Source organism: Streptosporangium sp. G12, from assembly GCF_052983175.1.
The window spans coordinates 162,441-176,657 of record NZ_JBRIQO010000001.1 but is presented as its reverse complement, the minus strand read 5'-3'; the positions used below and the strand labels follow the sequence as shown (position 1 = coordinate 176,657).

Annotated in this window: 10 protein-coding genes and 1 pseudogene; 8 read left to right on the top strand and 3 right to left on the bottom strand. The window is 70.9% G+C overall.

Annotation, left to right across the window (positions count from 1 at the left end; translation table 11 throughout):
• Positions 1-10: 10 nt before the first annotated feature.
• Together ACVCAG_RS00710 and ACVCAG_RS00705 are read left to right on the top strand one after the other, a co-directional pair.
• Positions 11-1,264 (top strand): sensor histidine kinase, encoded by a 1,254-nt coding sequence (locus ACVCAG_RS00710; protein WP_447189292.1) that lies wholly within the window; start codon positions 11-13, stop codon positions 1,262-1,264.
• 61 nt (positions 1,265-1,325) lie between these two features.
• Positions 1,326-1,943: a response regulator gene (locus ACVCAG_RS00705; protein WP_440086337.1), complete on the top strand. Its 618-nt coding sequence runs from the start codon at positions 1,326-1,328 to the stop codon at positions 1,941-1,943.
• 91 nt (positions 1,944-2,034) lie between these two features.
• Here the strand turns inward: ACVCAG_RS00705 and ACVCAG_RS00700 are convergent, their stop codons facing one another.
• The 3 genes from ACVCAG_RS00700 to ACVCAG_RS00690 all read right to left on the bottom strand — a co-directional run bounded on the left by ACVCAG_RS00700 (position 2,035) and on the right by ACVCAG_RS00690 (position 7,535).
• Positions 2,035-3,720, bottom strand: coding sequence for a PQQ-dependent sugar dehydrogenase (locus ACVCAG_RS00700; protein ID WP_447189291.1), 1,686 nt, complete (start codon positions 3,718-3,720; stop codon positions 2,035-2,037).
• Between the two features lie 354 nt (positions 3,721-4,074).
• Positions 4,075-5,898, bottom strand: a complete 1,824-nt coding sequence (locus ACVCAG_RS00695; protein ID WP_447189290.1) for an ABC transporter ATP-binding protein — start codon at positions 5,896-5,898, stop codon at positions 4,075-4,077.
• Between the two features lie 266 nt (positions 5,899-6,164).
• Positions 6,165-7,535, bottom strand: a complete 1,371-nt coding sequence (locus ACVCAG_RS00690; protein ID WP_447189289.1) for a sensor histidine kinase — start codon at positions 7,533-7,535, stop codon at positions 6,165-6,167.
• 901 nt (positions 7,536-8,436) lie between these two features.
• Here ACVCAG_RS00690 and ACVCAG_RS00685 point away from each other — a divergent pair.
• From ACVCAG_RS00685 to ACVCAG_RS00660, 6 genes and pseudogenes are all read left to right on the top strand, one after another.
• Positions 8,437-10,608 carry a BTAD domain-containing putative transcriptional regulator gene (locus ACVCAG_RS00685; RefSeq protein WP_447189288.1) on the top strand — a complete coding sequence of 724 codons (2,172 nt, stop codon included), beginning with the start codon at positions 8,437-8,439 and terminating at the stop codon, positions 10,606-10,608.
• A gap of 199 nt (positions 10,609-10,807) precedes the next feature.
• Positions 10,808-11,020 (top strand): annotated as a pseudogene (locus tag ACVCAG_RS00680) (AfsR/SARP family transcriptional regulator); the annotation flags it as partial.
• A 57-nt stretch (positions 11,021-11,077) separates the two neighbouring features.
• On the top strand, positions 11,078-11,635 hold the full coding sequence (locus ACVCAG_RS00675) for an AfsR/SARP family transcriptional regulator (protein ID WP_447189425.1): 558 nt from the start codon (positions 11,078-11,080) through the stop codon (positions 11,633-11,635).
• A gap of 490 nt (positions 11,636-12,125) precedes the next feature.
• Complete coding sequence (locus ACVCAG_RS00670) at positions 12,126-12,263, top strand: hypothetical protein (RefSeq protein WP_447189287.1); 138 nt, start codon at positions 12,126-12,128, stop codon at positions 12,261-12,263.
• Positions 12,263-12,784, top strand: coding sequence for a hotdog fold thioesterase (locus tag ACVCAG_RS00665; protein ID WP_440086343.1), 522 nt, complete (start codon positions 12,263-12,265; stop codon positions 12,782-12,784). Before ACVCAG_RS00670 ends, ACVCAG_RS00665 begins: the two co-directional genes overlap by 1 nt.
• A 26-nt stretch (positions 12,785-12,810) precedes the next feature.
• Positions 12,811-14,214, top strand: a complete 1,404-nt coding sequence (locus tag ACVCAG_RS00660) for an acyltransferase domain-containing protein (RefSeq protein WP_440086344.1) — start codon at positions 12,811-12,813, stop codon at positions 14,212-14,214.
• The last annotated feature ends 3 nt before the right edge of the window (positions 14,215-14,217 follow it).

Here is a 14,217-nt window from a genome sequence, read left to right as displayed (position 1 = left end):
GGTGGGTGGGATGGGAAGCGGGCTCACGGACCGGTTGCGGCGGTGGCGGCGGCGTGGTCAGGCGGAACGCTGGGACCTGTGGACCCGCGTCTCGCTCTCCGGGGCGTACGTCCTCGAACCGGTGTGGGCCGCCGTCATGATCGGTCCAGCGGTGGGGCCGGTCGCGCGGTGGGTGATGCCGGCCTGTATCGCCCTGCACGCCGTCACCTGCGCGCTGCTCGTCCACGCGGGCCTGGATCACTATCTGGGGCGTCGGTCCCGCCCGGTGCGGCTGATCGCCCTGGCCACCGGACTCACGGTCGTGGGCGTGGTGGCCGGGGTCGTGACCTACCCCGACGCGCAGCCCGGTCACCCCGACGGCCCGGCGTCGGGCCTGGTGGTCGTCCTCGCGACCGCGTTCGTCGTCGCCGTGTCATCGGCGGTGCCGTTCCCCGCCACCGCCGGCGTGCTGGCGGCGGCCGTGGCGACGAAGCTCGCGGTGTCCCGGATGGAGGGCGCTCCCCTGCCGGTCGCCGTCCCGGCCGCGATCGGCCTGGGCAGCCTCGTGCTCGCCTGGCTGCTCACCTACCGCGTCTCGATGTGGGGACTGAAGGGCGTCTGGGAACTGGATCACTCCAGGAAGGCGCACGCTCGGCTGGCGGTGGCCGAGGAGCGGCTGCGCTTCGCCCGCGATCTGCACGACGTGATCGGCCGCAACCTGTCGGTGGTGGCCCTCAAGAGTGAACTCGCGGCGCGGTTGGTCGAGCGTGGCCGGTCCGGGGCGGTGGACGAGATGCGCGAGGTGAGCAGGATCGCGCATGAATCGCTGGCCGAGATGCGTGCGGTGGTGCGCGGATACCGCACCGCCGACCTGGACACGGAACTGGCCGGTGCCAGGTCGGTGCTCGCCTCGGCCGGGGTGCGCTGCCAGGTGATCGGCGACGGGCGCGGCCTGTCCGCCGAGGTGCAGAGCACGCTCGGCTGGGTGGTGCGAGAAGGGACGACGAACGTGCTGCGGCACAGCGAGGCGCGGACGTGCACGGTTTCCCTGCACCGGTCGACGACCGGCGGCACCGATCGGCTTACGCTGAGCATGGAGAACGACGGAGTGACGGGTTCGGAGTCTCCCGATGGCCGGCGGCCGATCGGTAACGGTTTTCCCGGCGTGGCGGAACGTCTCGCGGCGCTCGGCGGGAGTGTCGTCACCACGCGGGAGCCGCCCGACCGGTTCCGTCTCACCGCCGAGTTGCCCTTGCCCGTGGCTACCCAGGAGGAGACCCGGTGACCGCTGTGGTGCCGCCGCACATGGACACCGGGCGGTTCCCGGGCCGGTGGAAGGACGTCCGGTGAGCGGCGCGCCGATCCGGATCCTGCTCGCGGAGGACGAGCACCTCATCCGGGGTGCCCTGGTGGCGCTGCTCGCCCTCGAAGAGGATCTGAGCGTGGTGGCCCAGGCGGCCACCGGCGCCGACACGCTCGCCATGGCCCGCGTCTTCCGGCCGGACGTGGCGATGCTCGACCTGCAACTGCCCGATCTGGACGGCGTGACCGTGGCCCGCATGATCCATGAGGAGGTTCCCGGGTGCCACACCATGATCGTTACAAGTCATGGCCGCCCCGGGCACCTGAAGCGGGCGCTTTCCGCCGGCGTACGGGGTTTCCTGCCGAAGACCGTCTCCGCCGCCGTGCTGGTCGACGTCGTGCGCACGATTCACGGCGGGGGCCGCTACGTCGATCCGCAGCTCGCCGCCGAGGCGATCGGCGCGGGCGACAGCCCGCTCACTCCACGCGAGGCCGACGTGCTGGAACTGGCCGCCGAGGGAGCGCCGGTGGACGAGATAGCCCGCAGGGCGGCGCTGTCGCCCGGCACCGTACGGAACTATCTTTCCTCCGCGGCAGGGAAGATCGGCGCCGCGAACCGTCACGAGGCCGCGCGCATCGCCCGCCAGTACGGCTGGATCTGAGCCGCGGCCTCGGACTCTCGGGGCGGCCGTCGGCGTGGTGGGGCTCCCCGCGACCAGGAGCCCGCGGCCGAACCGGGCGCGCGGCCGGGACTCAGGAGCTCGTGCACCGGTAGCCGGACGGCGCCTGGGCGTCGCCGTTCGGACGGCTCGCCTGGAAGCCGAAGGTGGTGTTCTGGCCGGGGCCGAGCGCGCCGTTGTGCCCGGAGCTCCTCGCCGTGACGGTCTGCCCGATGACGGACAGCGCGACGTTCCACGAGCCGGTGACGGCGTGGCCGGCGGGCAGCGTGAAGGTCACCGTCCAGCCGTTGATCGCGGACGTGCCGGTGTTGGTGACCGTGACCGGCTGGACCACGTACCCGTTCCCCCACTGCGTCTGGACGGTCGCCGTCACCGAGCATCCGCCAGGGCCCCCGCCGCCCGGGGTGGTGACCGTCACCGTGTTCGACACCGGCGAGAGGTTGCCCGCCGCGTCGCGGGCCCGGACCTGGTAGCGGTACGTGGTGTTCGCGGTGAGCCCGGTCTCGGCGAACGAGGTGGTGGCCGAGGTCCCCACCTGCGTGAAGGCGCCGCCGGACGCGCCCGGCGCGCGCAGGACGTCGTAGCCGCTCACGCCCACGTCGTCGGTGGAGGCGGTCCAGGCCAGGGTGGTGCCGGTGGAGGTCGTCCCCGACGCGGCGAGGCCGGCCGGCGCGGTCGGCGGGGAGGTGTCGTCCCCGGGGGTGGCCGGCGGGACACGGACGATGCGGTCGTCCTGCGCCACCGGGGTGCCGCGGCCGTCCCGGTTGCTGGTCGCCACCCAGAGCCAGCCGTCCGGCCCGACCGCGACCGTGCGGAGCCGCCCGTAGGCGGACTGGAACTCGGCCAGCGGCGTGCCGGGCGTCCCGGCGCCGGTCAGCGGCACCGTCCAGAGCCGCTGGCCGCGCAGCGCGGCGACGAAGAGCGTGTTGTTGGCCCAGGCCAGCCCGCTCGGCGACGCCTCGGCGGTGGTCCACGTGACGATCGGGTTGCGGAAGGAGGGGTTGGTGCACGTACCCTCGCACGTCGGCCAGCCGTAGTTGGCGCCCGCGACGATCTGGTTGATCTCGTCCCGGGTGTTCTGCCCCAGTTCGGCGGCGTACATCCTGCCCTGGGAGTCCCAGGTCAGGCCCTGGACGTTGCGGTGGCCGTAGGTCCAGACGCGGGAGCCCGCGATCGGATTGTCCGCGGGCACGCCGCCGGTGGGCGTCATGCGCAGGATCTTCCCGGCGAGGCTGTTGAGGTTCTGCGCGTTGGCGGTGTTGCCGGCGTCGCCGGTCGCCACGTAGAGCATGCCGTCCGGCCCGAAGGCGATGCGGCCGCCGTCGTGGAAGGTGTTGCCCGGCACCCCGGAGAAGATCACCGTCTGCGTCTGGGGCGCGGCCAGTTGCAGCCTGACCAGGCGGTTGTCCCCGGCGGTGCTGGTGAAGTACGCGTACACCCAGCCGTCCTGGGCGTAGGCGGGCGACACGGCGATGCCGAGCAGGCCGCTCTCGCCCGAGGCGCTCACCCCGCTGACGGTGGCGACCGCGGTGGGCGTCTGGCCCGGCCGCACCCGCAGGATGCGTCCGGTGTTGCGTTCGGACACCAGCGCGCTGCCGTCCGGCAGGAACGCCAGGCCCCAGGGCACCTGAAGGCCGGTGACGGAGACCTGCGCCCGGGAGAAGTCGAAGCCGCCCACCACCTGTGCGCGGGCCTCGGGAGCGGTGACGAGCAGCGCGAGCAGTGCCAGAATCAGGGCCGGGACGACGCGGGCGCGCATGGTGGGCTCCTTGGGACTCCATGACCGGATCGCTGTGCGGGTGCCAGCACCGTAGGCACGCGGGCCGCGGAACCTCAAACACCGCGATCGGCCCGCCCTGACGATCTGGGAGGACGACCCAGCGCCGATGAAAATTTCATGTACGCGGCGAAAGTTGCGGATCGACGGATGCTCGACTCCTCGGTGACGGGCCCGGCAGGGCGGTCCGCGCTTCCTCGGCGGCGGGCCGGGCCGCCGGCCTCTCGTGGATCGGCCCGCCCAAGGCGGCGCGGCCACCCGGCACGATGTCCTCGTTCATGCCGGGACGGCGGGCCGGTTCCGAGAGATCGCCGGGGGGACGGGGGCGCCCGCGCGTCAGCGGTGGACGGCGTCGGAGGTGTCCTCCTCGAGCAGGAAGCCGCCGGACTGGTGGTGCCACAGGCGGGCGTACGGACCCTGGGCCCGCAGGAGTTCGTGGTGATCGCCCTGTTCCACGATGCGGCCCTGGTCGAGCACCACCAGGCTGTCCATGCGGACGACGGTGCTCAGCCGGTGCGCGACCACGAGGGCGGTACGGTCACGCATCAGGCCCCACAGGGCCTCCTGGACGAGGGTCTCGCTTTCGGAGTCCAGCGCGCTCGTGGCCTCGTCCAGCAGCAGGATCGGCGCGTCGCGCAGGATGGCGCGGGCGAGGGCGACGCGCTGCCGCTGGCCGCCGGAGAGCTTGACGCCGCGCTCCCCGACGAGCGTGTCGAAGCCGTCCGGCAGAGCCTCGGCGAACTCCGTGACGTGCGCCGCCCGCGCGACCCGGCGGATCTCGGCGTCGGTGGCGCCCGGCCGGGCGAAGGCGATGTTGTCGCGCAACGACCGGTGGAACAGCGCGGGCTCCTGGGGGACGTAGGCGATCAGGCTGCGCAGGTCGGCCTGGCGGAGCCGGGCGATGTCCTGGCCGCCGATCAGGATCCGGCCGCCGTCGATGTCCATGAGGCGGAGCAGCAGCCGGGTGAGGGTGCTCTTGCCGCCGCCGGACCGGCCGACCAGGCCCAGCTTGGTGCCGGTGGGGATGTGCAGGTCCAAGCCGTCGAACAGGGGCGGAGTGCCGGCGTGCGCGAACGTCACCCGCTCGAACCGGACGCCGGCGTCGGCGGGGCGCAGCGGTTGCGGGTCGTCCGGGTCGGTCACTCCCGGCGGCGTGAGGAGAAGCTCGGTGAACTGGGCGGACTCGGTGAGCACGCTCTCCATGCGACGGTAGATCTGGTTGAACTCGAACATGATGCCGATCGAGGTCGAGTAGTAGCTGAACGTCACCACGATCGCCTCCACGCCCAGGCCGCCGCGGAGGGTGACGGCGAGCAGCAGGCCGACGGTGCTGGTGAGGATCGACAGCGGTGCGATGACGGTGTCCACCCGGAGGTTGCCGTAGTCCCAGGAGTGGAGTGTCAGCCTGCGCTGCTCGGCGACCCGGGCCCGGTGCTGCGCGGCCTCGCGGCCCTCGGCGGCGAACGCGCGGACCGTCTCCATGTTGGCCAGCACGTCGGCGACGTGCCCGGACACCCGGACCTTGGCGGCCTCACGCCGGTCCACCAGCCTCTGGCGGCGGCGGATGAGCGGGGCGACGAGGAGAACGGTGACGATGATGAGACCCAGGAGGACGACGACCAGCAGCGGGTGATACCGCCACAGCACCACCGAGGCGAACGCCAGTGGCACCACCTTGGCGATGATCGAGAACGTGAGCGTGTCCACGAAGCTCTCGAACCCGCCGGAGAAGCTCAGCACCCGTTTGGTCAGCGAACCGGCGAAGTTGTCGTGGAAGAACGCGGCGTCCTTGGCCAGCAACGCGTCCATGCCCTTCACGCCGAGATGCTCGATGCCCCGGGCATCCGCGCGGTTCAGGAAATGTATGCCCACCCGCCACAGGATCTCGCCCGCGAGCAGCACCGCCCCGAAGCCGAGCACGTACGGCACGAGCACGGCGATGGTGGCGTCCCCGCCGTCGGCCAGCCGCCCCACGATCGCGCCCACCGCCAGCGGCGCGACATAGAACAGGCAGGTGTTCCCCAACGCCGGCAGGATCAGCGCGGGCGCGGCGATCCGCCACTGGCTCAGCAGCTCCCTGTTGTAGTACCGCAGCGCCAGCAGAACGGCCGACCGGCGGGCGGGCGGTTTTTCTTCGGGGGAATCGAGTAATTCCGGCACGGCCATCCGCCCCTCTGAGCACCTATGGCTATGGCCATGGTGGCGCAGGGCGGGCGGGGGAGGCGAACGATTTTCTCGGGAGCGGGATGGCGCGAGGTGCGCGGTTCCCGGGTCGGGCACCGGGAAATTCCCTGTCGGGTCACGCCGGAGATCTCGCCGGTGGGACGATCGTCGTCATTACCGGACCTGAGGCCACTCGAAAATCGTATTTCCTGTCATATCGCTATTACCAGGCTTGACGTCCCTCGAATAGCACACGTTTCCTGTCATATCGCCTTATGTGTACCTGGTGACGCGCTCCTCAACGACAGGCCGGGGTCTCGAGGAGAGGCGAGCGCGGCGCCCTCGTGAAGCGGGAGGCGGAGCACGAAACGCGCGCCGCGGGGGCTGTCCTCGATCCGCAGGGTGCCTCCGCCCGTCTCGGCGATCTGCCGGGCGATCGGCAGACCCAGCCCGGTGCCTCCGGCGTCCTTGTTGCGGGCGGTGTCCAGCCGGGTGAACCGCTGGAACACCGACTCGCGCTTGTCCGGATCGATGCCCGGCCCGTCGTCGATCACCTCCAGCACCGCGATGCCGTGCGGAAAGCGCCGGCCGTCGCACTCGTCGCCCGGCGCACGCCGCACCTTGATGGTGATCTTGCTGTCGGCGTGCCGTTCGGCGTTGTCGATGAGGTTGGTGAGGAGGCGGCCCATCCGCAACCGGTCGCCGATCACCACCACGCCGGGCTCGAGGGAGAACTCACAGCTGTTTCTCATGTGGTGGCGCATCCGGCACTCCGCGGCGACGAGTTCGGCCAGGTCGATCTCCTCGTGGGCACCCGGGCTCCCCGCGTCCAGCCGCGCGATGGTCAGCAGGTCGTGCACGATCGCCTGAAGGCGCTCCATGCTGCCCAGAACGGTGCGCCCGAGCTTGGTCACGCTGGTCTCCTGGGGCGCGCGCAGGGCGTCCTCCACCTCGGCACGGATGGCGGCGATGGGGCTGCGCAGGTCGTGGGAGGCGTCCGAGGCGAACTGGCGCTGCTGTTCCACCGCGTTCTGCAGGCGGTTCAGCGTGTGGTTGATGCTGACGGCCAGATCATGGATCTCGTCATCGCTGGACGGTACGGGCGCCCGGCGGCTGAGGGAGGTCTCGTTGATCTCGTCGAGTTCCGCCCGGATGGCGGTCACCGGCTTGAGGGACGCGGCGGCGATCCGGCGGCCGAGGTAGGTGATGGCCGCGGTGAGCACCACCGCGGCACCGCCGACCGGCACGGCCAGCCGCGGATCGACCCACAGCGGAACCGCGGGGGAGGCGCAGTAGACGATCCAGTTCCCACCCTCCCGGTAGGCCCACTGCGCGACCACGATGTCGCATTCGCCAGGAGGAAAGACCCCGCCGCACACGACGGATCTGGCGGTGGCCCTGTTGCCGGGGGTGAACGTCGCCATGCGCGGCTTGCCCTGCATCTTCGGGGTCGAGAAGACGACCCGGTTCTGCGAGTCGACGACCTGGATGTGGCGGAACGGGTTTCGCGCAAGGGGATAGGCCACCTTGCCCCGCTCCACCTGCATGGCCACCCGGCCGCCATCCGCGACGATCTCCGCGGTGAGCGCCTCCGTGCTGAAACGGTGAATGGCGATCATGAGAACTGTGGCCACCAGTGTGCACAACAGGGCCGCCGTTGCGGCGGTGAACAGGGTGATACGCGTTATAAGTGAAATGCGGTGTCTGACGCTCATGTTTCAATCCCCCAAACGGGGAGGACCTGATGGACGAGTCCTCAGCGTCGCGGGTCTTGACGGGTCCGGGCTGTTTCGCGGGCGATCGTCCAGCCAGGGCCAGGGCCAGGGCTGGGGCCAGGGCCGGTACCGGCGCGGTCGCGCCTGCGGGCGGCGTCCAGCCGGCTGAGACGTCCGAAACGGATGGACGGTCGTGAGAGGGCGGCATCGGGAGTACAACGTCATCACCTCTGTCCACGGCAAGACCGGCATGTTGCCCAGGTAAATCTGCATCCTTGGTGAGCGCCAGTAAGTGACGTCTTAAGTCGATTATCTGAAGAAATGGGAAAGTCACGACAACGTGGAGTGCGGTTTGGTGCAAAACCTTAAATGGATCTCCCTGTGGCCTACCGTCCTCAGGAGGTCCGATTACTCCCCCCGAACGGACGGGGCCGGGGACGTCGGCCGGGCCACCGCGATCGCCCGGTCGCTCGACGGGCGCGACGCCGTGCTGACGGACGGTGTCCGGCGAGTGCCGGGCCGCACGACTTCGGCGACTTCGGCGGGGGCCGCGCCGGCCCGGGCCGACCTGGAAGGTCCGGCACCGTCGATCCCGGCCCGGCCGGCTTCGACGGCCGGGGCCGTTCGCGTGCCCGCCCCTCGGCGGGGAGAGATCAGGACGGAGTCAGGCCGGTGTCAGCGGCGTAGGGAAATATGAGGGCAAAGCGCACCAAAAGCAATCAGCAGGGGGTTGGTCACGACACCAGGTCCGCTCACGGCGAAGATCCATGTGGGGAACCGGGTCGTGGCCCTTTGTCTGGGGGAAGCGATGCGGTTTCACATGCTAGGCCCGTTGGAGGCCGTCGACGGCGATCAGCGGCTCGCGTTGGGAGGCATCAAGCAACGAGCGACTCTGGCGTTCCTGCTGTTTCACGCGAACAGAGCCGTGCCCATCAGCCAGCTGATGGAGGCGCTGTGGTCGCTCGCGCCTCCGGTGACGGCGCGGAAGATCCTGCAGAACGCGGTGTGGAGCCTGCGCGGAGCACTCTGCTCGCGCGCCCGCGCCGATGAGTCCGTGGAACTGCTGACCCAGCCACCCGGATACATGCTCCGCGTGAACACCGACGAGATCGACCTCTACCGGTTCAACCGCTGGGTGTCGGAGGGACGGGCCGAACTGGCCGCCGGCTCGGCCGCCGCGGCGGCCGTACGGCTGCGCGAGGCCCTCTCGCTGTGGCAGGGATCCGTGCTGGCCGACCTGGTCGAGGCGGGCATCACCTGGCCCGAGATCACCTCCGCGCAGAACGCCAGGCTGGACGCGACGGAGGACTGCTTCGAGGCGGAGCTCGCCTGCGGCCGTCACCAGTCCGTGCTGGGCGCGCTGACGGCGATGGTCCGGACGGAACCTCTGCGCGAGCGCCTGTGCGGTCAGCTCATGCTGGCCCTGTACCGGTGCGGTCGCCAGGCCGACGCGCTGAACGTCTACAGCCGCGTGCGCTCCGCCCTCGTCGAGGACCTCGGGCTCGAGCCCTGCCGGGAACTGCAGGTGCTGCAGCAGGCCATCCTCGCCCAGGACGCCGGGCTGGACCTGCCCGGCACGCAACCGCAGGCGGAGCCGATCACGCTGACCACGCCGGACACCTCGCCCCCGGCCCCCCCTCCACCCCCGCCCGCGGTGCCGGCGACCGAGCGCCGCCAGGTGAGCGTGCTGCTGGTCCGCGCCCAGCCCGAACTCGGTGACAGGCACCGGGTGCGCGAGGGCCTCACCGATTTGATCAAGAACGTCGTCGGCTCGATGGACGGGACCACGGTCGCCTCCATCGGATCGGTGACGCTGGCGCTGTTCGGGGCCACCGGCGACCGTGCGGTGGACGTCCGGCACGCGGTGCGCGCCGCCACGGCGATCCGCGGCGGTCTCGGCGCGGCTTCCGGTGCGGACGGCGGGAACGGCCCGTCCACGCCGCGGGTCACCGTCCAGGCGGCGGTGACCACGGGGGAGGCGATCGTCCGCTACGACCCGAACGGAACCGGTGCCCTGCTCTCGGCCGACGGGCCTTTGCTGGACGAGTGCGACTCCCTGCTGTCCCTCGTCCCGCCCGGTGAGATCTGGGCGTGTGACGAGACCAGACGGGCCACCGCCGCGACGATGACCTACACGGCGGTCGGCGAGTCGCCCGCGCGATGGCGGCTCGAAGCGGCGGATCCGCGCCACGCGGCGCCCGTGGTGCCCGTGGCGCCTGTGACGCCCGTCGCCGATCACGAGCTCGAGCTGAGCGTCCTGCTCGGCCTGCTCGAACGGGTACGGCATCGCCGGGTGCCGCACGTCGTGACGTTGCTGGGCGAGGCCAACATCGGCAAGAGCCACCTGATCATGGAGTTCGAGCGCCGGGTCATGGGGCAGCCGGAGCGGACGCAGTTCCTGATCGGCCACGCGCCGCTTTTCGCCAGGAACAACGTGCTGGCCATCCAGGAGGCGATACTGGCGTCGGTCGACGGTCTCATGCGGGGAGCTCCGGCGAGGACGGCGGGAGACAAGGCCGCCAGGGCGCTGTGGCACCTCACGGCAGGCGAGCAGAAGTCCGGCAGGCTGCTCTCCCTGCTGGGCCCGCTCGTGGCAGCGGAGACGGAGCGGGAGCCACCCTGCGCCATGGGCGACTCGCGGGCCGCCGCGCTGCGGTTCTTCGGGGAGATCGCCCGGAACTGCCCGCTGGTGATGATCGTGGAGGATCTGCACCGGGCCGACGACGTCGTGCTCGACTTCGTTCACGACCTCGCCGACCACATGGAGCCGGCGTCTCTGCTGGTGATCGCCACCGCTCGCCCCGACCTGTTCACCCGCCGTCCCGGATGGGGCGGCGGCAAGCGACGATTCACCACGATCACCATGGACCCCGCCGTGGAGTCCGCCTCGCCGCGGGCGGAGGAGTTCCTGCAGTTCGCGACGCGGAACGACGCGATCGATTCGCGGAGCTGGCTGCGCGGCAGCCTGCTGCGCAGCGCGCCGTACAGCTGAGGCGCGGCCCGCACCCGGGGAGGACCACCTACGCCCGGTGTCCGGGACGACCCGGTCCCGATCGCGGTCCTCGGCGACCGGTGAGACGGTCAGCCGATTCCGAATTCGATGCTGTTGACAATCGCGACCAACCTGGCCTCCACTTACCAAGGAGTGAACAAGGTTGGAAAGGTCGGGGTCCAGGGTATGGGGGAGTCGAATGAAGATCGCTGTGCTCGGCACGCTTTCGGCATGTGAGGCGGGGATATCCTTCATGCCGACGGCGGCAAAACCGCGCCAGGTTCTCGCCATGTTCGCCACACACGCCGATCGTGTCATTCCGGCCGCGACTCTGGTGAAAGAACTGTGGGGGGATACGCCTCCGCCGAGCTTTCAGACAACGCTGCAGACGTATATCGCCCACATCCGCAGCCATGTCAGGGCCGCGCTGTTGCAGTCCGGCCAGCTTCACCGTCGCAGCCCCAAGGATGTGCTGATCACCCGGCCCGGGGGCTATCTGCTGGCCCCCACGGGCGGGTCGGTGGACATGTGGGAGTTCGAGCGCCAGGCCTTCGCCGGCTACCGGGCCATGGACTCCGGGGATCACGCGGTGGCCTCGCGGAAGCTGCGGTCGGCGCTCGCCCTGTGGAGGGGGCCGGCGCTCGCCGACATCGGCGTCGGTTCGATCCTGCGACTGGAGATCGAGCGGCTGGAGGAGGCCAGGCTCTGCGCCCTGGTACGGCGCATCGAGGCGGACCTGCATCTGGGGCGGCACCAGGAGGTGCTCAGCGAGCTCACCGTCCTCGTCCGGCAGCACCCGGACAACGAGAGCCTCTGCAGGCACTTCATGATCGCTTTGTACCGCTCGGGACGCTGCGGTGACGCGCTGGCGGCCTACCGCCAGCTGCGGACCACGCTCGTCCGCGAGCTCGGCATCGAACCCTCCGCCACGGTGCGCGAGCTGCACCAGGCGATGCTCTCCGGCCTGCCCGAGCTTGACGTCACGGATGTCAAGGCCGCGAGGCCCGGACTGGCCCGCACCGGCTGACGTCGACGGCGTCCGCCGGAAGGCGGGACGCCACGGAAACACCCGGCCTGGCCCGCTCGCGGTTCGTCGGTGCCCCCGAATCGCGCGCGGGAGAGCCGGCGGCCGGAACGGGAGGCTTCGCCGCTGCCTGCCGGATCCGGACCCTGACCGAGCCCGTCTCCGCGCGGTTCCACCTCCGCGGGGCCTTCCTCGTCTCCGCGCGGTTCCATCTCCGCCGGGGGAGTGGCCTGCCAGGGCGGACGGACGGCGACGGCGCGGACCGGTCACCGTGGCGGTGGTTCGTGCGCCACCACGGTGACCGGTCACGCGCGGTGAGTCCCGCCGCCCGATCCCAACGGAAGAACCTCGTGGATCGCGAGGTCACCGTCCCGGGTTGACGAGCAATGAATAGCCCGTGAATCGCAAATGAGCGCCAGGTTATTGGCGGCCGATATTTTCGGAATCAGCCACACAGGTTGAACTCGGATCCAATTCATAGGAGAAGCGGAAAATGGATCTGCGACTTTCCGGGAAAACGGCGGTGATCGGCGGAACCGGTCTTCAGGTCGCCGGCACCCCGATCGCCGAAGGTGCCACCTTCCTCGGTGCCGGCCTGGAGGTCGGCCACGCGCTGAGGGAGAGCGGGTGATGAGCCGGGCGGCAGGCGGTCGCGAGCACGTCATCTCCTGGGAGGATCCCGGCATCCTCGCCCGCGAAGGGCTTTCGATGAGCGGTATGGAATGCATGAACGCGCTGATCGAGGGGAAACTGCCGCCGCCGCCCGCGTGCTCGATGATGAACTTCCGCCTCACGGAAGTGGCGGAGGGGCACGCGATCGGCGTCATGAAACCCGCCGAGTACCACTACAACCCGTTCGGCGGTGTGCACGGAGGCGTGCTCGTCACGTTGATGGACACGGTCATGGGCTGCGCGGTCCACACGATGCTGGCGGCCGGGGTGCTCTACTCGACACTCGAGGTCAAGAGCAACTTCGTCCGTCAGGTGAGCGTGCACTCCGGGACGCTCCGGTGCCTCGCCTCGGTCATCCACCTGGGTGGCAGGACGGCCACCGCCGAATGCAGGGTCACCGACGCCTCCGGTGACCTGTGCGCGCACGCCACGACCACCTGCCTGATTCTGCGACCGCCGAACAGCGGCAACCAACGGTGAGAACCAACCAGGGGAGTTGAATCACGATGAAGGGTCGCGCGGCGAAATCGGCCGGGCTTTTCCCCGGACAGGGCGCCTTCGACGGCAGGGCACTGCTCGCCGCCGCGGAGCGCTATCCGGCCATCGGTGCCGTCTTCACCGAGATCGACACGGTGACCGCCCCGGAGGGCGGCCGCAAACTGTCGGAGATCGTCCTCGGCAGTGAACCGGCGACCATGGCGGGGCTGCTGGCCGATGACCACTGGGTCTCGCAACTGGCGGTCTACGGCGTGGACGTGGCGGTCTTCCGCGCCCTCTCCGAGCTGGGCTGGCGGCCCGACACGCTGGCCGGCCACAGCCTGGGCGAGATCGCGGCGCTGGCGTGCGCGGACGTCTACACGGTCGCCGACGGCGCCCGGGTGATCTGGCAGCGGGTGCGGGCGGTGGAGAGCCTCGACCTGCGCGGGGGCTACATGGCGGCGCTGTCCGCGGACCCCGCCCGCGCGCGGCTGCTCATCGACCTCATCGCCGACGAGTCGCTGGCGGTGGCAGCCGAGAACCATCCGGCGCAGAGTGTGGTGTCCGGGTCGGAGACGGCGATGGACCTCCTCAGGCAGGTCGCCGGATCGCTGAACGTCTCGTTCGGCAGGCTGGACTCCGCGGTGCCGTTCCACTCCCCGCTCCTGCGGGGGGCGGTCGCCCCCTTCGCCGCCGCGGTCAGGAGGATCCCGGCGCGCGCACCGAGCCTGCCGGTCTACTCGGCGATCTCCGGACGCTACTACGGGCGGGACGAGGACCTGGGCGGCGTGCTGGCCTCCCACCTCGTGGAGCCGGTGCGCTTCGCCGACGCGGTGCGCGCCCTGCACGCCGACGGGGTGCGCACGTTCGTGGAGTGCGGCGCGCTCGGCGTCCTCGGCAAGCTCGTCAGGCGCAACCTCGCGGAAACGGACCCCGTCGTGGTGCCCGGGGTGGGCGACGCGGACCAGTCGATCGACAGCGCCGCCGCGCGGCTGCGCGGTCTGGGCCTGCTGGGCGCGGCTCCGATCATGCCCGGCGGGCTGCTGCCCGACGCGGACCCCGAGCGGCTCACCGCGTTCTGGGCGGAGCGGGGCGGCGCCATCCTCGACCGGATCCGCCAGGAGTTCGCCCAGTACGGCCCGGCCGAGCCCGCCCCGGAGGCGGACTCGACGGCCGACCTCGGCGACGAGCTCCGCGAGCTGTACGCCGACGCCCTCGAGTACCCGGTGGAGGTGTTCACCGACGACGTCCTTCTCGAGGCCGAGCTCGGCATCGACTCCGTCAAGCAGGTGGAGCTCCTCGCCCGGGTCTCGGAAAGGTACGGCCTGCCCGCCAGGCCGGGAAACTTCCGGCTGGACGAGGTCGCCACCATGGGCAAGGTCATCGACTACGTGCGCTCCATGCTGGACGAGCACGCCACGGCCGGGCGTTGAGCG

Excerpts from the sequence above, each read along its gene's own strand:
- ACVCAG_RS00710 (WP_447189292.1), top strand. The coding sequence starts at position 11 with ATGGGAAGCGGGCTCACGGACCGGTTGCGGCGGTGGCGGCGGCGTGGT.
- ACVCAG_RS00700 (WP_447189291.1), bottom strand. The coding sequence starts at position 3,720 with ATGCGCGCCCGCGTCGTCCCGGCCCTGATTCTGGCACTGCTCGCGCTG.
- ACVCAG_RS00685 (WP_447189288.1), top strand. The coding sequence starts at position 8,437 with ATGCTAGGCCCGTTGGAGGCCGTCGACGGCGATCAGCGGCTCGCGTTG.
- ACVCAG_RS00670 (WP_447189287.1), top strand. The coding sequence starts at position 12,126 with ATGGATCTGCGACTTTCCGGGAAAACGGCGGTGATCGGCGGAACCGGT.
- ACVCAG_RS00665 (WP_440086343.1), top strand. The coding sequence starts at position 12,263 with ATGAGCCGGGCGGCAGGCGGTCGCGAGCACGTCATCTCCTGGGAGGAT.
- ACVCAG_RS00660 (WP_440086344.1), top strand. The coding sequence starts at position 12,811 with ATGAAGGGTCGCGCGGCGAAATCGGCCGGGCTTTTCCCCGGACAGGGC.